This window comes from Selenomonas sp. ND2010, from assembly GCF_000702005.1.
GTDB lineage: Bacteria > Bacillota > Negativicutes > Selenomonadales > Selenomonadaceae > Selenomonas_A.
Genome location: NZ_JNKI01000015.1, coordinates 1 through 21,896, shown reverse-complemented (window position 1 = coordinate 21,896; position 21,896 = coordinate 1). Strand labels below are relative to the sequence as shown.

Annotated in this window: 24 protein-coding genes and 1 tRNA gene; 2 read left to right on the top strand and 23 right to left on the bottom strand. The window is 48.6% G+C overall.

Annotation, left to right across the window (positions count from 1 at the left end; translation table 11 throughout):
* Positions 1-3: 3 nt before the first annotated feature.
* Both coaD and rsmD read right to left on the bottom strand, forming a co-directional pair.
* Positions 4-492: a pantetheine-phosphate adenylyltransferase gene (gene coaD / locus T504_RS0107025; protein WP_033170359.1), complete on the bottom strand. Its 489-nt coding sequence runs from the start codon at positions 490-492 to the stop codon at positions 4-6.
* A complete protein-coding gene (gene rsmD, locus T504_RS0107020) occupies positions 489-1,064 on the bottom strand; it encodes a 16S rRNA (guanine(966)-N(2))-methyltransferase RsmD (RefSeq protein ID WP_033170358.1) in 576 nt (191 codons plus the stop codon). The genes coaD and rsmD overlap by 4 nt, the downstream gene beginning before the upstream one ends.
* Positions 1,065-1,227: 163 nt before the next feature.
* Between rsmD and T504_RS0107015 the strand changes: the two genes are divergently transcribed.
* Both T504_RS0107015 and T504_RS0107010 read left to right on the top strand, forming a co-directional pair.
* A complete protein-coding gene (locus T504_RS0107015) occupies positions 1,228-2,913 on the top strand; it encodes a DUF4127 family protein (protein WP_033170357.1) in 1,686 nt (561 codons plus the stop codon).
* Positions 2,914-2,993: 80 nt separating this feature from the next.
* Positions 2,994-3,069 (top strand) — tRNA-Gln (locus T504_RS0107010).
* Between the two features lie 98 nt (positions 3,070-3,167).
* On the opposite strand, the gene T504_RS0107005 is transcribed toward T504_RS0107010, so the two are convergent.
* The 21 genes from T504_RS0107005 to T504_RS0106910 form a co-directional block, all read right to left on the bottom strand.
* Positions 3,168-4,034: a hypothetical protein gene (locus T504_RS0107005; protein ID WP_033170356.1), complete on the bottom strand. Its 867-nt coding sequence runs from the start codon at positions 4,032-4,034 to the stop codon at positions 3,168-3,170.
* Positions 4,035-4,170: 136 nt separating this feature from the next.
* Positions 4,171-4,809 (bottom strand): hypothetical protein, encoded by a 639-nt coding sequence (locus tag T504_RS0107000; RefSeq protein WP_072022715.1) that lies wholly within the window; start codon positions 4,807-4,809, stop codon positions 4,171-4,173.
* A gap of 28 nt (positions 4,810-4,837) precedes the next feature.
* Positions 4,838-6,418, bottom strand: a complete 1,581-nt coding sequence (locus T504_RS0106995) for a DEAD/DEAH box helicase (RefSeq protein ID WP_033170355.1) — start codon at positions 6,416-6,418, stop codon at positions 4,838-4,840.
* Positions 6,415-6,903: a CinA family protein gene (locus T504_RS0106990; RefSeq protein WP_033170405.1), complete on the bottom strand. Its 489-nt coding sequence runs from the start codon at positions 6,901-6,903 to the stop codon at positions 6,415-6,417. The genes T504_RS0106995 and T504_RS0106990 overlap by 4 nt, the downstream gene beginning before the upstream one ends.
* A gap of 8 nt (positions 6,904-6,911) precedes the next feature.
* A complete protein-coding gene (rimO, locus tag T504_RS0106985; RefSeq protein WP_033170354.1) occupies positions 6,912-8,243 on the bottom strand; it encodes a 30S ribosomal protein S12 methylthiotransferase RimO in 1,332 nt (443 codons plus the stop codon).
* A gap of 86 nt (positions 8,244-8,329) precedes the next feature.
* Positions 8,330-9,373, bottom strand: a complete 1,044-nt coding sequence (locus T504_RS0106980) for an ABC transporter substrate-binding protein (protein ID WP_033170353.1) — start codon at positions 9,371-9,373, stop codon at positions 8,330-8,332.
* A 109-nt stretch (positions 9,374-9,482) separates the two neighbouring features.
* Positions 9,483-10,433, bottom strand: a complete 951-nt coding sequence (locus tag T504_RS0106975; protein ID WP_033170352.1) for a chemotaxis protein — start codon at positions 10,431-10,433, stop codon at positions 9,483-9,485.
* Positions 10,434-10,552: 119 nt separating this feature from the next.
* Positions 10,553-11,425 (bottom strand): CvfB family protein, encoded by an 873-nt coding sequence (locus T504_RS0106970; RefSeq protein ID WP_033170351.1) that lies wholly within the window; start codon positions 11,423-11,425, stop codon positions 10,553-10,555.
* Between the two features lie 11 nt (positions 11,426-11,436).
* Positions 11,437-11,766, bottom strand: coding sequence for a ribosome silencing factor (gene rsfS / locus T504_RS0106965; protein ID WP_143558764.1), 330 nt, complete (start codon positions 11,764-11,766; stop codon positions 11,437-11,439).
* A 29-nt stretch (positions 11,767-11,795) separates the two neighbouring features.
* Positions 11,796-12,830, bottom strand: coding sequence for an LCP family protein (locus T504_RS0106960; RefSeq protein WP_033170349.1), 1,035 nt, complete (start codon positions 12,828-12,830; stop codon positions 11,796-11,798).
* A gap of 31 nt (positions 12,831-12,861) precedes the next feature.
* A complete protein-coding gene (gene yqeK / locus T504_RS0106955; protein WP_231473875.1) occupies positions 12,862-13,446 on the bottom strand; it encodes a bis(5'-nucleosyl)-tetraphosphatase (symmetrical) YqeK in 585 nt (194 codons plus the stop codon).
* Positions 13,443-14,066 (bottom strand): nicotinate-nucleotide adenylyltransferase, encoded by a 624-nt coding sequence (gene nadD / locus T504_RS0106950; protein WP_033170348.1) that lies wholly within the window; start codon positions 14,064-14,066, stop codon positions 13,443-13,445. Before nadD ends, yqeK begins: the two co-directional genes overlap by 4 nt.
* Complete coding sequence (locus T504_RS14775) at positions 14,059-14,229, bottom strand: hypothetical protein (protein WP_173664043.1); 171 nt, start codon at positions 14,227-14,229, stop codon at positions 14,059-14,061. The genes nadD and T504_RS14775 overlap by 8 nt, the downstream gene beginning before the upstream one ends.
* The gene (locus T504_RS0106945) at positions 14,226-15,482 is read right to left on the bottom strand and encodes a glutamate-5-semialdehyde dehydrogenase (RefSeq protein ID WP_033170347.1); all 1,257 of its coding nucleotides are present in this window, start codon (positions 15,480-15,482) and stop codon (positions 14,226-14,228) included. Before T504_RS0106945 ends, T504_RS14775 begins: the two co-directional genes overlap by 4 nt.
* Positions 15,483-15,502: 20 nt before the next feature.
* Positions 15,503-16,630 carry a glutamate 5-kinase gene (gene proB, locus T504_RS0106940; protein ID WP_033170346.1) on the bottom strand — a complete coding sequence of 376 codons (1,128 nt, stop codon included), beginning with the start codon at positions 16,628-16,630 and terminating at the stop codon, positions 15,503-15,505.
* Positions 16,631-16,645: 15 nt separating this feature from the next.
* Positions 16,646-16,948 carry a ribosome assembly RNA-binding protein YhbY gene (gene yhbY / locus T504_RS0106935; protein WP_033170345.1) on the bottom strand — a complete coding sequence of 101 codons (303 nt, stop codon included), beginning with the start codon at positions 16,946-16,948 and terminating at the stop codon, positions 16,646-16,648.
* 23 nt (positions 16,949-16,971) lie between these two features.
* On the bottom strand, positions 16,972-18,252 hold the full coding sequence (obgE, locus tag T504_RS0106930) for a GTPase ObgE (protein ID WP_033170344.1): 1,281 nt from the start codon (positions 18,250-18,252) through the stop codon (positions 16,972-16,974).
* Positions 18,253-18,434: 182 nt separating this feature from the next.
* Complete coding sequence (gene rpmA / locus T504_RS0106925) at positions 18,435-18,728, bottom strand: 50S ribosomal protein L27 (protein ID WP_033170343.1); 294 nt, start codon at positions 18,726-18,728, stop codon at positions 18,435-18,437.
* Between the two features lie 14 nt (positions 18,729-18,742).
* Positions 18,743-19,054: a ribosomal-processing cysteine protease Prp gene (locus T504_RS0106920; protein ID WP_033170342.1), complete on the bottom strand. Its 312-nt coding sequence runs from the start codon at positions 19,052-19,054 to the stop codon at positions 18,743-18,745.
* A 3-nt stretch (positions 19,055-19,057) separates the two neighbouring features.
* On the bottom strand, positions 19,058-19,369 hold the full coding sequence (rplU, locus tag T504_RS0106915; protein ID WP_033170341.1) for a 50S ribosomal protein L21: 312 nt from the start codon (positions 19,367-19,369) through the stop codon (positions 19,058-19,060).
* A 247-nt stretch (positions 19,370-19,616) separates the two neighbouring features.
* Positions 19,617-21,587 (bottom strand): methyl-accepting chemotaxis protein, encoded by a 1,971-nt coding sequence (locus tag T504_RS0106910; RefSeq protein WP_033170340.1) that lies wholly within the window; start codon positions 21,585-21,587, stop codon positions 19,617-19,619.
* Positions 21,588-21,896: the final 309 nt, after the last annotated feature.

Here is a 21,896-nt window from a genome sequence, read left to right as displayed (position 1 = left end):
CGCTTACTTCCTTTCTCTATTCGCTAAATTCATCATCGCCTGTTCCACACACTCTGGCACCAATCCATGAATATTCCCATGGAAACGGAACAACTCCCGGACTCCCGAAGAACTCACAAAGGAGTAATCCGGACGAGTCAAAAGAAAAATCGTATCTATCGAAGGTTCAATATGGCGAATCATATACGCCTCATTTTCCTCATACTCAAGATCTTTTATCGAACGAATGCCGCGTACGATAATCCGGGCATCGTGTTCTTTCATAAAATCGGTAATGAGGCCTTCAAAGGACATGACCTTGACATTTGACAAATGACTGACCGACTGACGCAACAATTCCACTCGTTGCTCCACTGGAAAAAAGCCCTGTTTCTGCACATTGTGAAACACACAGATAATCAACTCATCAAACATCGTGCTTGCCCGCTCGAATACATCGATATGTCCATTGGTCACGGGGTCAAAGCTGCCCGAGCATACTGCTCGTCTCATGAATCCACCTCCTCGACATACTCGCGCCACTGATAAAAACTAAGCTGCGTCGTATGTCCATAACGGCGATTCAAGACCTGACTCAAGGCACTAAGCTCTGGAATCTCATTTTCATCCGCGCCATGCTCGATGACTAAAATTCCATTACGCGCCATAATTCCCTTTGACCGGTCAATGGTCAACAGCGCTTTTTCCCAAAGGCCTATGTGATAGGGTGGATCGCAAAAGATTAAGTCAAACTCTTCCCGGCTTCCAGCCAGGCGTCCGAGCTCGGCAAATACATCGCCCCCCCGCACCACCGCCTTTTCCTGCATATGGGTGAGCCGGACATTCTCCTTCATGATATCCGCCGTAGCCTGATCGACCATCACGCACGCCTTAGCACCACGCGATAAGGCCTCCAGCCCTAAATTACCAGTTCCCGCAAAGATGTCAAGCACCTTTCGATCTATGACTTTTTGTCCCAGGATATTAAAAAGCGATTCCTTTACCCGGTCAGCAGTAGGCCGCGTATTCCAACCTTTTGGCGTTTTCAGCCGACAGCCCCGGGCTGATCCTGTGATGATTCTCATAGGTTCCACTCCATCCTGTACTTATGGGTACTGTCTAGTTCGTCCTTGACAAAGACAAACTTACAGCAAACAAATACATTTTACCATATTTTCTCCGAATAGTGAACTATCCCTATGGTATAATATTCAAAGAATCTACTACGAATTTACACAGGAGTATATCGTGAAACGAACGTATCAATATTTGACTTTGATGGGAGCCTTTTTCTGTCTGTTAGGTCTTTGGCATCTAGGCCGCTTTTCACCAACCGCAACGAATGTTTCCCCCATCCGGCAAGAAACAGCCAAAATTCTGCTGGTCCCTCTCGACGGCAGGCCTCCCTGCCGTCAATTTGTAATTGACGCCGGCCACATTGCTGGTTTGTCCGTTACTCCACCGCCCGCCGAATTACAGGACTACTATTCCCAACCCGGCGACACCGAGGGCATGAAGCAGTGGCTTTCCGCCAACATCGAAACCAGTCAGGCAGTCATCCTCTCCATCGATCAACTTCTCTACGGAGGACTGCTCACCGCCCGGGAAAAAGAAAAAACGCCGGAAGAACGCCAGCAGCTGATTGCTTTTCTGCGGCAGCTCCATGACGAACATCCGACAGTTCCCCTCTATGCCTTCAGCATCCTTCCCCGTCAAACGCCCCAAGACACCATTGACGGGTATTGGGAACGGCGCCACCTGCTTGCCTATTCACGCTTGAAGGGACGCCAAGCTGAGGGGCTTCCCGTTTCAACCGCCGAACTGCAAAAGCTGGAAGAATCTATCCCCGCAGAGAGTCTTGCCCGTTATTTATCGCATTTTGAAGAAAATCGCCTTCTCAACGAGGAACTCATCCAACTCACCAAAGAAGGCGTCCTCACCAAACTTGTTCTTGGGCAAGATGATGGCGAGCCCTACACCATTCCCAATATCGAAAAAAAACAGTTGCAGCACGATATCCAGGAACAGAACCTTTCGACAGACAAAGTATTTTTGACACACGGCGCCGATGAAATCGCCCTCTCCCTGCTGTCCCTCATCCAAAATCGCCGTGCGGGATTCAAGCCACGCGTTTTTGTCGAATACGCTGCCCCAGACATGGCTCAGCGCATCATGCCCTATATGGCAGTATCCATCGATGAAACCGTCAAGGAAAAGATTGCCCTGCTCGGAGGCGAAGCGGTCACTACTGCTGAAGATGCCGACTTTACCCTCTATGTTTCAGCCTGTGACAAAGACTCCGGCGATGTCTCCGCCCGCAAAACTGCCGTACAGCATCTAAAATCCCATCAACAAGACGATATCCCGACCGCTATCGTAGATCTCAGCAAACATTTTGAGGCAGGCGAAACCATCCTGCCCCTGCTCATAAAGGCCGATTATCCCTTGAACAATCTCATCGCCTATGCAGGCTGGAACACCACCAGCAATGCCATTGGAACAGCTCTGGCCCAGGCAAGCATCTATGAAGCCTGCCGACAGCAAACCGACGACCGGCAGGAAATGATTGGCCTTACTGCAGCAAACCTCACGTTCCTCCAGGGACGCATTCTTGAAGATTATTTTTATCTCAAGGACGACATTGAATTGGTCAATCAAAACTTGAAAAAAGCCGGCTACACCAACACAGCTGACCTTGACCTCGCACATAATTACCGCTGGGCCAATCGCATGCTCCAAAGTAGCATGCAGCAGCATGTCGCCAGTTACAAACAGACCAAATCGGTCCGCACTCCCGTAAAATTCACCTCACCCGCCGGAGATTTTTCCCTGATGATGCAGGACCTGACCGTTGAACTCAGCTATCCCTGGCCCAGGACTTTTGAAATCTGGCTTCATGCCACCCCCTCTTTTGCTATCCCCATCGAAAAATAATTTCCATTTAGGTATTGACAATACTTCATTTACCCGATATAATTTATAAATGTTGACGGCATTAATTGCTTGATACTTACAGGGGTATCGCCAAGTTGGTAAGGCACGGGTCTCTGAATCCCGCATGCGTTGGTTCGAGTCCAGCTACCCCTGCCATATGAGATTTAACCGCTATCATCAGATAGCGGTTTTTTTGTACCCCAAACGAACCAAAAAGTGGCGAGGATAATCGTTTCGATAATCCTCGCCACTTTTTATTTCACCGAATGGATTGGTGGCAGCTCTACTATTTTTTCCGAAACCTCCGCACGAGCCTGTGCAACTTTTTCAATTGGCGGCAGTTCCACTACCCTTCCGGACGACAAAACCGTCCTGTTTGCGGGCTCGCCTGCCACCGGCTGAACCGGCGGCAGCGGCACGGTTTGCCCCTCAGCTGCTACAACTGCCGACTGACCATTAACCGGCTTCATCGCGGCAACTGGCTCAGGCTCCGGCAAAGCGACCACATTTCTGCTCGACACACCTCCAGAATTGCTGACCGCTCCGTTGCCCTCAAGCGGATAGATGCGCAAATCCGTATCGGAGTCATCGATAGCTTTTACGCCCTTTTCTCCCACTGAGTGCGTACCATTTCTCAGCGATGTCTCATCACTGCTTCCCGAATCCTTTAACCTTTCGCTATCATTTGCTCCCGAACCGCCTGGCGTCACGCCATTTCCTGCAGCGTGTTCCACGCCGCCCAGACTATCTGCACCATTGCTGCCAGTATTCGCATTGCCACCGCCAGCATTATTTCCCAAAGCATCGATAATTCCTGGTTGCGTTCCCTCAGAACTTACCGATGACTGCTGAAAATGGCTGCGTTTTTTCTTCTGCGCATCTATATCTGCAGCGGTAATGATAATCGGAATGGACTTTTCCGTTTTCACTTCTGCCTGCGGATTCTCCACCGTCATTTTTTTTGCTTCTTGATTTACCGCTTCCCAACGAAAGTTAGCCTGATTCCCCTTTGTCTGCTGTGCGTCCACTGCACTGGCATCAACGCCTGCATAGCAGGTTGACGATAGCATTGCCATAACCGCCATCACCAGTGCCGCCTTCGTTTGTTTTGTGTAGTTCATCCGGTTAGCCCCCAATATATCATAATGCTGCGTAAATTCATTTTATCTAATATTTAATTCGGCAATTACTGCCAAAATCCTCCTTATGAACCAAAAAGAGACTGCGATATTTCACAGCCTCTTTTTGCTCTGAGGATTATTTTTCCTTGAAGGTCATAGCACCATTCTGGAATTTGACAATCTCACTTTCACGAAGCTCCGGATTGTCAATCAACTGCAAGGAATAGCAACCTCCTTTGTTGCCTCGAAAGAACAGAACCGCCATCTGCGTGTCCGCTTTTGCCGTTACATCCGGCTTGCCATCCCCATCCGTATCTAGTTCTACTTCCTTAGCCGTCAGCGCGTAGATGGCTTTATTGTTCTGGTTTAAATTCACCACCATAACGCCCTCATAGGGATTACTCTGCATGATGTCTTCCAGATATTTTTTTGCTTCTGCCCCATTCATTTTATTGAAATCCGGCGTTTTCTTTTTATCAAAGGCATCCGTCAACACCAACCAGGCATTTTGGATATGATACCCATCGTTATCAAAGATCAAAGCCTCGCCTTTTTTTCCTTCCATCAAAAGATTGACTGGAATTACATGGGGCTTTTTCGGGCAGACTATCATATAGCCATAGTCCTTGCTCGAATAAAGATATCCGCCCTCTGCTTCCGTCGATGAAACAACGGACGCTTTATCTTTCTTAGCTTCTGCAGTCTGAACTCCCCCTGCGAGCAGCAGTGACATTGCCAGACAGCCAATCGTCATCATGACTTTTTTCCCATTCATGAATCATGCCCTCTTTCCCCTAGAAATATCAGCGCTTGCGTGCTGGTTCAACATTTATTTTGTAGCCTTTAACCGTATTGCGATGCATGACATTCATGACCCGCTCGGCTACATTTTCTGGTACCTCGACAAAAGTAAACCGATCGTAGATATTGATAACGCCAATGGTATCTCCTGGAATATCGGCCTCCTCAGCAATGGCCCGCACGATATCCGAAGGACGAATCTTCTGGCTGCGCCCAATATTCAGGAACAAGCGCACCATGCCTGGAGCTCCGCCTGTATCGCCGAAACCTTCTTTTTCCTTCGGGCTTTCCTCTTTAAAACCTTCCAGCGAAAGCTTCAACGCGGCAGCAGCGATATCAACCATATCAAACCCTTCATCTGCCACATCCGATATAATCGTATGATAATCATCATAATGATTCTGCTGCAGGGTTTTGATGAGACGCTCCTGAACCAAATCCTTCTGCCGTTCGAGAATATCCGAAGCCGAAGGAAGTTCACGACGCTGAATTTTCGTATGGGCCAACTTCATAATCAAGCGAAGCTGACGATACTCTTTGGGTTCAATAAACGTCATCGCCACACCGGTGCGGCCAGCACGGCCCGTACGTCCGATGCGATGAACGTAAGACTCGTGATCCTGCGGAATATCGTAGTTGATGACATGGGTAATATCATCGATGTCAATACCACGTGCTGCCACATCAGTAGCAATCAGCACATCGATGCGTCCTTCACGGAACTTCTTCATCACACGATCCCGCTGAATCTGCGACAAGTCACCATGCAGTCCACCAGCCGAATAGCCCCGTGCATCGAGGGAAGCTGCCAAATCATCGACAGCGCGCTTCGTGCGGCAGAAGATAATGAGTTTGCCTGTCTCTTCCACATCAAGCACCCGGCAAAGCCCGTCAAATTTTTGACGAGTCTCATAATATATCTGATCGATCAAAGGAACCGTCAGATTTTCGCGGGTAATCGTCACCTGCTGAGGATTTTTCATATAACGACGTGAGAGCTTTTCAATAGGCCCCGGCATCGTAGCGGAAAACAGCAGCGTCTGGCGTTCTTCCGGCAAATTCCGGATAATCGTTTCAATATCCTCGATAAAGCCCATGTCCAGCATTTCATCGGCTTCATCCAAAACCAAGGTCTGAACATCGGCCAAACGGATTGTCTCACGGTGCAAATGATCCAGCAATCGTCCTGGTGTTCCCACGATGATATGAACGCCCCGCTTCAAAGCGCGAATCTGACGATCAATGGACTGTCCGCCGTAAATTGGCAACGTGCGAACATGTTTGAATTTACCGATTTTATTCAGTTCCTCGGCCGTCTGAATCGCAAGTTCGCGGGTTGGCGTCAATACCAAAGCCTGAATACGATGATTTTTTTCCATCACCTTTTCCACCGTAGGAATGCCGAATGCGGCCGTCTTACCGGTTCCAGTCTGCGCCTGACCAATGACGTCATGCCCTTCCAATGCCAACGGAATCGTCTGTGCCTGAATCGGCGACGGCTCCTCAAACCCCATGGCCTCTACTGCCTGCAGGATTTTACGGCTAAGATTTATCTCACCAAATTGTTTTAATTCTTGTTTCAAAAAGATCCTCCTGATACATATTCTACTATCATTTGCAGAGCCATCTCTGCACTTTGCTGTTTAATTTCCACACGGTTTCCCTGAAAACGATTTTCGCGGACTTTTGTTCCCTTGTCGCCTGTCACAGCGATATAAACTAACCCCACGGGCCGCACTTTAGTGCCACCACCTGGTCCTGCCAGTCCCGTTATGCCAACCCCCAGATCCGTCCCAATCAGCTGGCGGATACCTTCAGCCATTTCACCAGCAGTTTCTGCCGATATCTCGGTATGTGCTGCAATCGTTGCCGGGTTAACCCCGACAAGCCGTTCCTTGATAGAATTGGTATACGACACCACCGATCCCATGACATAAGCCGAACTTCCCGCCACGTCGGTCAGCATACTGGTCAGCAAACCACCAGTACAGGACTCTGCACAGGCAATCGTCTGCTGCTTAGCCACTAGTAATTTCCCTACAATCTCCGCTATCGGTTTCATGGTCATGCCTCCCATTATTCCGGCAGCTTTTCTCCTACCACATCATAGGTGAATCCCTGCAGGACTTTGACCCGGATGATATCCCCCGGCTTGCTGTCCGCATCATTTTCCACATAAACCTGTCCATCGACTTCCGGAGCCTCGCGATAGGAACGTCCGACGCAGATATTGGGCTGTTCTTCATCACGGCCCTCCACCAGCACCTCAAGCTCTTTTCCCTCAAAGGATTGATTGACTTCTTCCGAAATCTTACTCTGCAGACTCATGAGGTCATGATAGCGCTCCTGCATGACTTCTTCCGGGACCTGATTGGGCATGTCGTAGGCGGGAGTATCTTCCTCACGAGAATAAGTAAAGACCCCTACCTTATCCAAACGCTGCTCTTCTAAGAACTTGCGCAAAGTCTGGAACTGCGCATCGGTTTCACCGGGGAATCCCACAATAAAGGTAGACCGGATCGTAACGCCCGGAATCTTTTTGCGCAATTTATCCAACAAAGCCACCATTTCTTCACGCGTGTCTGGACGGTGCATGGACCGCAGCAAATCATTATCTGCATGCTGCAGCGGTAAATCCACATATTTGCAAATTTTCGGTTCCGAGGCATATACATCGATGAGTTCATCCGTAAAGAATTTCGGATAAAGATAAAGCGTGCGAACCCATTTGAGCTTTGGCACCTTGACTACATTGCGCAGGAGTTCTGCCAAAGACGGTTTTCCATAGATATCTTTTCCATACATCGTGCTGTCCTGAGCAATCAGAACGACTTCCCGCACACCCTTTTCGGTGAGACCTTCAATCTCCTTGCAGATATCTTCAATCCGGCGGCTGCGGTAATGGCCGCGAATCTGTGGAATCGCACAAAACGCACAACGATTGTCACAGCCTTCCGCAATCTTGACATAAGCCGTGTAATCAGGCGTTGTCGTGATTCGCGGTGTCTTCTCATCGTAAAGCGTATCATCGTCATCCGCAATGACGACACGATGTCCTTTAAGCGTCTCCTCTACGGCCTCCATGATGCGCCCCCAGGCGCCTGTTCCTAAGATTGCATCAGCTTCCGGCAGTTCATCCAGAAGCTCCTGCTTATACCGCTGCCCGAGGCAGCCAGCCACAATCAGACTGCGGCAGCGTCCGGTTTCTTTATAATCTGCCATATTGAGAACCGTCGTGATGGATTCCTCTTTTGCCGACTGGATAAACGCACACGTATTGACGATAAGAATATCCGCCTCAGCCGGGTCGGACGTCAACTCAATCCCGTGGGCCGTAAGCTCGCCCAACATTACCTCTGTATCGACCAAATTCTTGGAACAACCAAGACTAATAAAACCTGCTTTCATTTTTTTGCCTCCTATATTCTATTTCCCAAAACAAGACACAGAGGATACGGCCCGCATTCACAGGCCGCATCCTCTGTTTTAGCCGATCATTTGAAGCGAATCTCCTTCACCCAGCGGTCGAGGAAATCATGCTTTTGTTCGGTGCTGAACAACCCCGGCTGGTTAAAGAGAATCATATTCTTCCCCGCAAACGACTTGTAAGCAAGCGTCCCCGGATTTGTTGGCACAAAATAGAAGCCCTGCTCCTGTAAGGCTAGTTGAGCATCATCCGTCAACAGCCAGTCCGCAAACTCTTTCGCGGCAACAGCATCCTTCTCGCCAGCCTTAAATGCTATGGCCGTGCCAGTCACCATAGCTGCTGTTCCATCGGCAGGATATACTACCTGCAACGGATAACCGTCCTGCATATAACGGATGGTCTCACTCTCGACCGCAATCGAGATGTCAACCTCTCCCATTCCAGCCTGACGAACTGGATTGGACAAATAACGCGCATACTGCACGACCTTGGGATGAATCTGCCGCCAAATGTCATAAGCAGCTGCATCTCCATATTGAGCGATCATACTGATCAGCAAATTGGCGGAGGCATCTGCTGCTAAAAAATCCGTCACGCCAATGCGGACATGTTTTTTCTGTGCTAATTCCATCCAAGTATCCGGAATCTGTGCCTGCGTTTTCAGATAATCCTTATTGACACAAAAGACAATGGGATCATACCATACGCCCACCCAGTAGCCATTCTCTTCCCGAAAATCTGAAGCCACCTGATCGCCCGCCTGGGATAAATACGGAACCAGTACCCCGGCAGATGCAGCCTTCATAAGGGTTTCCCGGTCCGCTAATACCATCGCACAAGCCCCATTATTATCACCAGTGGCCTGCTCTTTTAACCGGCTCAGGATATTATCCGATGACAACGGCACAAAATTAACCCTTACCCCATGCTGTTTTTCATAAGCAGCGGTAAGGATTGATACGTGCTCAGCCGGTAATGTCGTATAAACAGTAAACTCCTGCATCGGACGCCGTTCTTTGTCATGCCCGGCACCTGCCAGATAAGCAGAACCTGTTACCACAATCAGCAGCAGCAAAAAAGACGTCAGCAGAAGCGATGTATATCGTCTCATGAAAGGATACCTCACCTAAAAAGACAAAACTAATTAGTATCATTCTATCATAAGAAAAGGACCGCCGCAACATAGCGGCAGTCCCTATTCGTTCTTAACTTGTCAAAAATCATCCATTCGACTGCTCATTTTTAAGCGGCGTGCCGAAAATCAAATTGTCGAGCAAACCGATGAGCTGATTGATTTCCGGTTTTGCAATCTGGCCCGATGCACCGAGCTGCTCGCCTTTAATACGCATCTCATCACTAATCAACGACGAGAACAGTACCAGAGGAACCCTGCCCAGGCGTTCATCTTCACGAACCAGCTTCAGCAGGCGATGACCATCCATCTTCGGCATCTCAACATCCGATACGATAACGCCGACATGATCTTCGATATTGCCTTCACGCTGCGAAAGCTCCTGCAAGTAGTTCCACGCATCCTGACCATTACCGAAATCGCGAATAAACCGATAGCCGGACTCATGAAGCGTCGTAACCAGCAGGTCGCGAAGCATCGGCGAGTCTTCTGCCACCACGACATGGACATTGGAACGCTTCGATTTGACATCCTCAGTAGCCTCTTCATAAGTCGTGAGTTTGGCATTGATTTCCGGATTGATTTCCGCAATGATGGTCTCAAAATCCAACAGAAGGACAATACGGTCTTTCATCTTGACCAGGCCAACCACGCGAGACTGGTCGCCGACTTCCGGTGCCGGTTCCATGTCCTTCCAGGAAATGCGGTGGATACGCGATACGTTCTCAACCAGGAAGCCAATGTTGTAATTGTTGATTTCCGTTACAATGATATTCTTCGGCTCTGCATTCGACTGCACATTGAGGCAGCGCGGTAAATTGACCAAAGGAATAGCTTTGCCGCGCAGCGTGAACAAACCATCAACATACGGATGTGCCTGCGGCATCGTCGTCACCGGTGCACTCGTGATAACTTCTCTTACTTTTGCAACGTTGATACCATAATTTACCTGACCAATGCTGAATTCTACGATTTCAAATTCATTGGTCCCCGTCTCAAGAAGAATTCCTTTTTTATCTCCACTCGTCTCTGCTGCCATTAAATTCGCCCCCATACTCGGATTCGTAATATCCCATTATAATTTCATCTCTTGATGTCATAATTCGCGCTAGAAAGTAAAAATCCTTCTATTCGTATGAAAAAAGTCCACCGAAACAATCATTTTTCTTTCAAGTACGTCCATCCATCTTGTTCGACCACACGTCCTTCGCGCATCAGATGTCCTAAGGCCCGTTTGAACGCAGCTTTAGAAATCTGGAACTTATCCCGGATAACTTCCGGTGAGGTTTCATCGCTGTATGGCATCTTGCCGTTGCGGCTCGCCAGTAATTCCAATATGCGCTCCGAATCAGTAATCAATGCTTTTTCTTTTACCTCGCGCAAGGAGGCATTCAAGCGTCCATCCTGCCGCACATAGGTCACACGGGCTGTAACAATCTCCCCTACTCGTGGGCGATTCTTTATTTCTTTATTATCGATAAAGACAATATAGCGTTCGTTGCTAAACATAAAGGCACCGCTGTCCGTGTAGTTATAAATTGCCCCCGTGACCTTATCGCCCACGCGGACCCCAACAGCAGGCTGGGATGCCCGACGCATTTCATCTTCGACTTCCATGGTAACCGCCAAACGCCCCGATTTATCCGTATAGAGCTTTGCCCATACGACTTCTCCAATCTGCGGACGGCCACGCATACCAGCATATGGCATAAAGATACCACGCTCTGCTCCCACATCCAGAAAAGCACCATCCCGACTGGTGTTTATAACCTTTAATCGGGCAATCTGCCCCTCCTTCATGCGGGGAACCCGCATACTGGCAGTCAAACGGCGTTTGGGGTCAAGATACAGGAACACCGTAACCATATCCCCGACCTTGACCGGTGCCGTTTGCTGGGTCTTATGAAGCAAAATATCATCCGATGTATTGCCTGTTTCTGCATCCAGGAACGCTCCCATCTCACCTAGACGAGCGACCTTTAGCGTAACCACCGTACTCGGCCCGTATTTCCGTTTTTTTCTCTCTTCCATAGCATCCTCAATCAATCTTCATAGGGAGTCAGCTCTGCATCGCCCCAAAGGTGTTCCAATGCATAATACTCACGCGCTTCCTGCATGAACACATGGACGACAACATCGCCATAATCCATGAGGACCCACTCGCCTTCCCGATAACCTTCCTTATGATCGAACGAGATGCCTGCTTTATCCATTTCTTCTTCCACGTTGTCCGCAATTGCTCGAACCTGCGTTGCCGTATTCGCCGAACAAATCACAAAATAATCCGTCGACGACGTCAAGCCCTGCATATCCATTACTACAATATCACGTGCCTTTTTGTCGCTGGCCGCTTCACAGATGACCTTCGTCATTTCTTTAATCGTCAAAATAATTCCTCCTCTTAATCGTTATCTTTCGCCTGTTCTAACGTCTCAGCCGGAAATAATTCCTGCATGCGTTTTTGTATCGCTGCTTCGTCCGGGACCCAAATGGTATCATCACCTTCAGCTACCGCACCTGGCAGCATAATGCTAGCCGGCGGTTCACTGCTCATGCTCCGCAGTACATTGGCCAGATGAGCCGAATCAAAAATCTCAGCACTGGTCTCCATCTGTTGCTTAAAAATCTCGGCAACAGCTGGCAATTTCGGTATCGTCTCAAACTGTAAAAGCTTTTGATACATTGCCTTAACAAATTTTTGCTGCCGCTGAACTCTTCCTACATCACCCAATTCTTCACTGCGATAGCGCAAATACTGTTGTGCATGTTCTCCATCCAAATGCTGATACCCTTGCCGGATATGAATCGAAAGCCCCGCTTCGGGATCTTCATATTCCATATTGCCTTCCACGTAGAGATCGATTCCCCCCAGTACATCCACCAGTTTGGCAAACGTTGCCATATCCAGCGCGATATATTGATGAACCGATATCCCCAATAGATTGCTGACCTGGCGCACCATCATGGACGGACCTCCCAGTGCATAAACGCTTTTGAGTTTCATTTGTCCACCATGATCCGGAAGTTCCATCCACGTATCCCGTGGGATATTGATAAACCGTACCTTGCCAGTATCATTCTCCAAACTTATCAAAAGAATCGTATCCGCCCGTTTTTCCTGTCCGCCAGTCTCATCAGCACCGTCATCGAGTCCCATGACCAGTATATTCGTATACCCGTCAAACCGGGGATCTATCTCGCCGCGCCGTTCCTGCTGACGCTCTGTATAGCCGGCATACATAGCCTGATATTCCTGATAAATCCTGCTGCCCCAGGAAACTACCGTATAACCAACATACAACACACCTGCCATAATGGCGCCGAGAAACACCAGTAGAAAAAACAAACGCAACAAAGCCTTGCGCCGTCGTCTAGCTTGTATTTTTCGTTTACGCAGGATATTTTCCCGCGTACTAGTATACTGTTCCTTTCCCATAGGCTTTCCTTCTTTGCTTATTCTCCAGTCCTTACCGGATTTTCTTCAGCAGTAGTTCGTTTCGCGCCAATACAGTATCCGGATGAATCAGGTGCCCTTTTGCCACCACGAACTGAATGGACTGACTGAATCCTGCCAACATCATATCATCCAACGACGCTTCTTTTGCTAATTGCCGCAAATTCTCTACACCGGGATAATCACGCCCTGGCTCAATCATATCCGCAAACCAAATGATTTTATCCAATGCGGTCATCTGTGGCCCGCCCACTGTATGGCGCCAAATTGCCTGCTCCACGTCCTTATCTTCAACCTGATAGATTTCCCGGATGCGTTTGGCACCGATATAGGCATGAAGCAGGAGTGGCATTGCTTGTTCCACAGCTCCGATAGCGATTTTTCGCTTTTGTGCCTCAGCAATCATATCCTCATTGCGAAACTCTCTGGCACAATCATGAAGCAAACCAGCCACACGAGCTTTCTGTTCCTCTACACCAAATCGTCCAGCCAAAAACGCCGCAGTTTCTGACACACCAACAGAATGAATAAAACGACTCCTTTTGAGCCTTTTTGCCAACTCTTCTTTCATGGCTTCATAGCTCATGCCAAAACTCATTGATATAAACCTTCTTTTATTATATATGCCTCCACTGCTGCCGGCACCAGATATTTAATACTTTTCCCACTACGCACCCGCTCGCGGATATCCGTAGACGAAATCTCCAGTTCCGGCACAGCCAAGAAATGAATCTTTTCTTCGGCCAACCTGCCAAAGCATTTGACTAAAGCTTCTTTATCCACCGGAGCCCCCGGTCTCGTCGTTCCAACGAAATGGCAGCTTTTCAACAATTCTTCAATGTGATACCAGGTATGCAGTTCATTGATGGTATCCGAGCCAGTGATAAAGTACAATTCGGCATTCGCGCCATACCTTTCCTGCAATTCCCGCACCGTTAGCAAGGAATAAGATGGTCCCGTCCGTTCTAGTTCCTGTTTCGACACATGAAAACACGGATTAGAATACGCAGCCAACTGTGTCATCATTAGGCGATGATAGGCAGGAACCACTTTTCGCCCCTGCTTATGCGGCGGATTCGCCGCGGGGATAAACAGCACCAAATCAAGACCAAACGCTTCCCGAACCTGTTCAGCAATCGCCAAATGTGCAATATGGATCGGATCAAACGTTCCTCCCATGATGCCGATTCGACGAATCGACGGCAACTTATCACCCATGGCATGAAAGCCCCCATTTCCCTCCCATAAGGATTGCCATAACAATCCCAATGGTCACTACGATCAAAACAATCGCTCTTCCATAATCTTTCGCATCATGACTTCCTTTTGGGGTAGCCAAATACTGTCTTATCGTTCGAATATAGCCTTTGAGGCAGTTCATTCGCGAACCTGCCCCTCTCCATAAATGAGATACTTCATACTGGTCAGCTCTTCTAACCCCATCGGCCCTCTGGCATGAAGCTTTTGCGTACTGATACCAATTTCCGCACCGAACCCGAATTCAAAGCCATCGGTAAATCGCGTCGACGCATTGACATATACCGCCGAAGCATCCACCTCGCGCTGGAAGCGATGCGCATTGGTAAGATTCTGCGTCACAATCGCTTCCGAATGTCCGGTATTATACTGATTGATATGAGCAATTGCTTCATCGATACCGCCTACGACTTTAACGGATAAAATCAAGTCTCCATATTCCGTCGACCAATCTTCTTCGGTCGCCGGCTCGAAAGATTCACAAATCGCCTGACAACGCGCACAACCACGCAGCTCGACATGCTTTTCCCGCATCGCCTGCTCCAATTTAGGCAGGAATTCAGCGGCCACCGCTTCATGAACCAGCAGCGTCTCCATCGCATTGCATACCGATGGATGCGACGTCTTGGCATTGACCGCGATGCGGATAGCCATGTCCTGATCAGCAGAATCATCCACGAAAGTGTGACATACGCCCGTACCAGTCTGGATGACCGGCACGGAACTGTTCTTCACGATATGCTCAATCAACCCAGCACCGCCACGCGGAATGATAACATCGAGCAAACCAGATAGATGTGTCATGACATCAACCGCTGCACGGTCTGTAATTTCAACGAATTGCAGTGCCCCTTCTGGAATACCATTTTCATAGGCGGCTTTTGCTAACAGCGAACTAATTGCCGTATTGGAACGGATAGCCTCAGACCCTCCGCGCAAAATGACCGCATTGCCAGATTTCAGGCAAAGCCCTGCTGCATCTGCTGTTACATTGGGTCGAGCCTCATATATAATGCCGATTACGCCCAGAGGAACGCGCACACGGCGAATTTCCAAACCATTGGGACGGATTGTCGAATAATTCCCCTGACAAACAGGGTCTGGTAATGCAGCCGTCTGGCGAAGTCCTTCTGCCATTTGTTGAATCCGTGTCTCATTTAGCATCAACCGGTCAAGGTAGGACCGTTTTAATCCCTTCTGACGCGCATCCTCCAAATCCTGCTCATTGGCCGATAAAATCATGGCACTGCGTTTTTCCAAAACATCTGCCATTGCCAGGAGCGCCTTGTTTTTTACACGGGTCGACAATACGCCCAGTTTACGGCTGGCTTTACGGGCTTCTTCTGCCTTATTTCTCATTACTGCTTCGATATCCATCCAAATTCCTCCTCTGGTAATCAGACCATCAAAACCATATTGTCCCGATGAATGACTTCTTCAGGAATATCACCATCTACCAAGGTGGCAAATTCTTCCGTCTTATGCCCCAACAGCTTCTGCAGAGTCTCTGCCTTATAATTCACGATACCGCGGGCAATTTCCTGCCGCTTGGTATTAAGCACGCGTACCGTATTCCCCTCGCGAAAATCGCCTTCACACTCCAGGACCCCAGCCGCCAAAAGACTTGATCCCTTCTCACGCATAGCCGCCGCACAGCCATCATCCACCACAATTTCACCTGCCAGCCGCTTACCAAAAGCCAGCCAGCTTTTGCGAACGCGCAGATGTGATTCTCGCGCGGGAAATACCGTTCCGATCTGCTTCCCAGCTAAAATGCCGCGAATCGCACCCTCTCTTGAGCCTGACGCAATAACCATGGTGACACCAGCACTCATGGCAATCTGCGCCGCCTGAATTTTGGTCATCATGCCGCCCGTTCCGAGTTTCGATCCCGCTCCACCAGCAATTTGCTCAACTTCCGGCGTGATTTCCGCAATCTCATTAATGAGCTCCGCGTCTGGATGGATAGAAGGATTCGCCGTATAAAGGCCTTCGATATCGGAAAGAATAATCAGCGCATCGGCATCAATAAGCGTCGCCACCATAGCCGATAGATTGTCATTGTCACCAATCTTTATCTCATCGACAGCCACGGCATCATTCTCGTTAATTACCGGAATTGCCCCCATTGCCAGGAGTGCCAGCAGGGAATTACGGGAATGAATGTATTGATGATGACGGACGGAATTTTCTTTGGTCAAAAGGACCTGTCCCATTGTTTGTCCATATTCCGCAAATAACTTCTCGTAGATATGCATGAGCACACCCTGGCCAATTGCTGCAATAGCCTGTTTTTCCGGAATCGAATCCGGTTTTTGGGAAAGTCCCAATTTCCCCAATCCTGCGGCAATGGCTCCCGAAGAAACCAGCACCATTTCCTTACCTTGATTGCGAAGATCCGCTAACTCACGGATCAAATGGTCGATGCGGTGAAGATCCAGTTTGCCAGTCTCATGTGCTAGTGTACTGGTTCCTACCTTGACAACGATGCGCTTTGCTTCGCGCAGACGCTCTCTTGCGTTCATAGGCTCGCCCCCGTTTTACGGCAGTTCGATTTTCGGATTCTCGAAGTTTTTCTTGTAAAGCAGGCCATTTCGGCCAATAATCTGGATGAGGTTGACATCCGCACGTTCCGCCAGCATCGTGATCGCATCTTCCGGTTCTTCCATGCAGTTCTGCAAAACCCGAACCTTAATCAATTCGCGCTTTTTAATTGCCTCACGAGCAGCCTGAACCACCGACGGCGTAACGCCTTCCTTGCCCATCATAACCACAGGTTCTAGTTTATGACCCATTGAACGCAGAAAACTCTTCTGCTTACCGGTCAACGAATTTCTAAGCAATATACATCCTCCTGTAATTTCTCTTACTCACGGAATTCAAATTCCATAGCACCAATATGGACCGTATCGCCCTCTTTGATGCCTTTCGCCTTCAATTTACTATCTATGCCTTTGATTCGCCAGATATACTGAAACCGGCGTACCGCCTCATCATTGAGGAAGTTTGTCATTGCCACCAGTTTCTCGAGCGATTTGCCCGACACAACGAAATCACCGCTGATGTCACGGGATATCGTAACTTTCTCTGGATCTTCAGCATTCTCGTCATAGACTTTAACATCATCTTCAGCCTCAGGCTCTTCCACATAATTGTCCAGCCATTCGCCCACATAACGGATAAGCTCACTGACGCCCTGACGGGTTGCTGCCGAAATTTCGAAGAATTTCAGCCCCTCTTCTTCCGCCAGTTTCTTGAGCCGCGGAATGTTTTCAGCAGCTTCGGGAATATCCATTTTATTGGCTACCAAAATCTGCGTGCGGCGTGCTATCTTCTCGCTGTATTTTTTCAGTTCCGCGTTGATTTTATAATAATCGTCTACGGGATCGCGGCCTTCCAACCCAGAGGCATCGACAATGTGCAGAATCAGCTTCGTGCGTTCCACATGACGCAGGAAATCATGCCCCAGACCAACGCCATCGGCCGCACCTTCGATAAGACCTGGAATATCTGCCATGACAAAACTTTTCTCATAGTCGGTCTTTACCACACCTAAAACCGGCGTGATCGTCGTGAAGTGATACTCGGCAATCTCCGGTCTGGCAGCGGAACAGCTGGCCACTAAACTCGATTTTCCGACACTCGGATAGCCAACCAATCCGACATCCGCCAAAAGTTTCAGCTCTAAAATCAAATTGCGTGCCTCACCCGGTTCACCGAATTCTGCAAACGTCGGGGCACGATTGGCCGAGTTGGCAAACTTTGCATTGCCACGGCCTCCACGGCCTCCCTTACAGATAACAGCCTCCTGACCAATTTCCGTAAGATCCGCCAAGACCTCTCCTGTCTCCTCATCTTTCACGATCGTTCCTGCGGGGACTTTTACATAGCAAGCTGGCGCATTGGCACCATACTGGTTCTTGATATCGCCATTCTCACCATTCTTGCCGTTGAATTTGCGGTGAAAGCGAAAATCCAGCAGCGTATTCATATTCGGGTCGACGACAAAAATCACATCGCCACCGCGACCGCCATCGCCCCCCGAAGGGCCTCCATTTGGCACGAATTTCTCACGACGAAAAGCCGACTTGCCATGTCCGCCATCTCCCGCCTTGCAAATGACCTTCGTGCGATCAATAAATTGCATGATTTGCCTCCTTTTCCTTACACTTTCCTGCCTTGTGATGAATAAAAGTAAAAGCCGGCATTGTGTTCAATACCGGCTCTTACCTTTATGCACCACAACGCAACCTAACGCCGTTACCATATGTTCAATACAACAATACCTGCGCAGACCAAAAGAATGCGCAGGTACCTGTATATCTTGGCTTACATAGCCTGTTCTTCAGCCGTATAGACGCTAACCTGACGGTTATAGCGGCCTTTGCGCTCAAAAGCTACCTTGCCGGCAACCTTTGCGAACAGCGTATCATCCTTACCGATACCAACATTGTGGCCCGGATGGAAATGCGTACCGCGCTGACGGACGAGGATGCTGCCAGCCGTTACGACCGTGCCGGCATGCTCCTTGACGCCCAGGCGCTTGGACTCGCTGTCGCGGCCATTACGCGTGGAGCTAACACCCTTTTTATGAGCGAATAACTGTAAATCAAAAACGAACATTCTATTCACCTCCGTTATTTCAGGATACGAACAGCCTCCGGACTGAGCTTCTGAATCTCCATCAGTCCTAGAAGCATCGACTGCAAAATTGCTTCCGTGAGATCATCCGGGACACATCTTAGCTTCACCAAGAGCTTTCCACTCGCAACATCATAATCGACTTCGCGATGCAGGTACTCCATTATGCCTAAAAGTGCAGTCTGGGTAAGCGAGGACACCCCCGCACAGACAATATCCTGGCCGCGCTCTGCCGTACCACTATGGCCCGTAACAGAAAAACCAGATATTTTCCCATCTGATTCTGAAAATACACGAATCTCAATCATGCATTAAGCTTCGATCTTCTCGATAACAACCTTCGTGAACGGCTGACGATGACCCTGACGTTTACGATAGTTGGATTTAGCCTTGTATTTGAAAACAAGGATCTTCTTATCTTTGCCCTGAGCCTCGACTTTACCCGTTACTTTGGCACCTTCAACAACCGGTTTGCCAACTTTGACATCAGCGCCCTCAACAACCGTCAGGACTTCGTCAAAAACAACAGCTTCACCTTCGTTAGCAGCCAGTTTCTCAACCGTGATTACATCACCCTCGGAAACCTTGTACTGCTTGCCACCAGTTTTGATAATAGCGTACATAAAAACACCTCCCTATAGATTACTCGCCAGCTGCGGTACAGCTGAATTTGCAACAGCTGATTTAGGAACCCCGCTGTGCGGTTGGGGATGAGCATTAAGCCCAATAGACGCACAAACTGCATCTACAGTAGAAAAGTTTATCATAGCCCCCAAGTGATGTCAAGCAAAAACTCTCGCTTTCTCACCCACGTTTCCAGATAAAAAACAAACAGGCCAATCTTGTGATTGCCTGTTTGTTTTCATCCTCTTATAACTTAAACTGACCGATTGCCGATTGCATATCTGTAGCCATATTTGCCAAAGCCTGCGATGCCGCTGCAATTTCTTCATTGGATGCCGATTGCTCCTCTGCAGCAGCCGAAATTACCTGGGTATGATCTGAGGTCTTACGACTAATCGTATCAATAGAATCCACAGCTGTCACAATATTATTAGCCCCCGTGGATACTTTCTCTACGGACGCATTGATTTCTCCCATCTGAGATTTAATTCCATTGACCATGGAAAGAATTTCTTCAAATTGTTCGCCCACCTCGCGAATCGCATCGGTACCAATCTTCACTTCATCCGTACCAGATTGCATGGCATTAACCGCCTCAAACGTATCCTTCTGAATGGAAGCAATACGCTCTTTGATCTGTTCAGCCGATTCCTGCGATTCTGCTGCCAGTTTACGGACTTCCTCAGCAACTACCGCAAATCCTCGTCCATGCTCACCAGCACGGGCAGCTTCGATAGCCGCATTGAGCGACAATAGATTGGTTTGTTCCGCAATCGACGAAATCGCTTCTACAATTTGTCCAATCTGATTGCTGTTTTCACCCAACTTTTGCACCACTTCCGCCGATGCGATGACACTGCGCTCAATTTTCCCCATACGATTTACTGCATTTTCCATCAACTGCGAACCTTTTTGCGCTGCCTCCGCGGTACGATTTGATGTCTCCGTAACCGTATGCGCTTTATCCGCCATAATCGATACGTCGGTATAAACTCTGTCGACATCCTTTTTCGCCCCATCGATATCGCTCAGCTGTTGATCCATGCTGGATGATACATCGGCTACCGTTTCGGCTACATGTACCGAAGCTTCCGCAGATTGCTGCGCATTTGCCGTCAACTCCTCAGAAGAAGCTGCTACTTGCTCACTAGTTGCCGCCATCTTTGCGATGAGTTTGCGCAAATTCTCACTCATGGTATTGAACGCAACCGTCAAAGCACCAATCTCATCCGACGATTCCACTGGCAATTTTTTCATCGTCAAATTGCCATCAGCCAATTGAGAGGCATGAGCTTCCAGTCGGGAAACTGGCGTTACGATACGTGTTGCAAACATACGGCAAATGCCTAGTGACAAAAGCAAGCCTAAAACGATAAGCAAGGCAAAAATCATTTTCAAATGTTTCAACGGGGCAAAAACAAACGATGCTGGCACTGAAATTCCCATGATCCAGCCCGTTTCTGGTACAGTCTGATAGGCAAATACCTTATCTTCTCCATTGATCGTCGTTTCGAAATAACCTTCTCCCTTATTTATCATCTCATCGAAATGATTGCCAAGACCATCAATCTCCTTGAAGCTCTTCATGGGTTCTCCCGCACCAGAGGTTGCGAGAATATTGCCGCTCTTCTCCATGACGATACCGGCACCTTCTCCATGATACTTCATCTTATTTACCTGATCCGTAATCGCGTCCAACGTGATATCCACGCAAGTTGCACCGATGAATTTGCCATCGGCTTTAACCGGTGCCGCTACCGAAACCACGAGTTTGCCCGTACTGGCAGCTACATAGGCTTCCGTGAAAAGTGCCGTATCCTGCGCCTTTGCTTCCTTATACCAAGGACGTTGACGCGGATCACGCTTACCAGTCTTCTCCCCCGTGTAGTAACCGACCCACCAGCCATCTTCCGTTCCACCAGTCATCTCAAGAATTTCTTTATCCGTGATCGTCGTCCCCAAGGTTTCCTTGCGATGCATGATTTCGTAGTTACCATTCAAGCTGGTCATGTAATTTGTCGTGGCCACGCCAAAAGCCTTCTTTTCCCGCAGCCACCCATCCAGCTCCATGGCCTCACGGGAAACTGTGGCTCTAAGCTCGCTATCCACACTCTGCTGCAATTCCTTGCTGGCCATCCAATAACCAACAATTGCCACCACCGCCATCAGGAAACCCATAATCCCTGACAACAACATAAATTTTTGTTTCAATCCCATATAACATTTCCCCCTTTTTATGGTTACCCAAACCAAAACGAATCCTACTAATTTCTTAATTCGACGTTTTTCCACAGATTCCTAGAAAAAAACGGACGATATACAAAAAAGAAGCTGTAAAATTACAGTTTGCAGGTCTTATACGAAGCAACTCTTCGCCGCCGCTAGGGGCAGTGCCAACACTACGCGGGAGATGTTTTTCTAAACGAAATTTTTATCCTTAATTAAGCATCGAAAAAGTTGCAAAACGCGCTTCGCTTGAACGGTAGCAATTTTTCGACGAACGGTGAGGATAAAAATTTCGTTCTT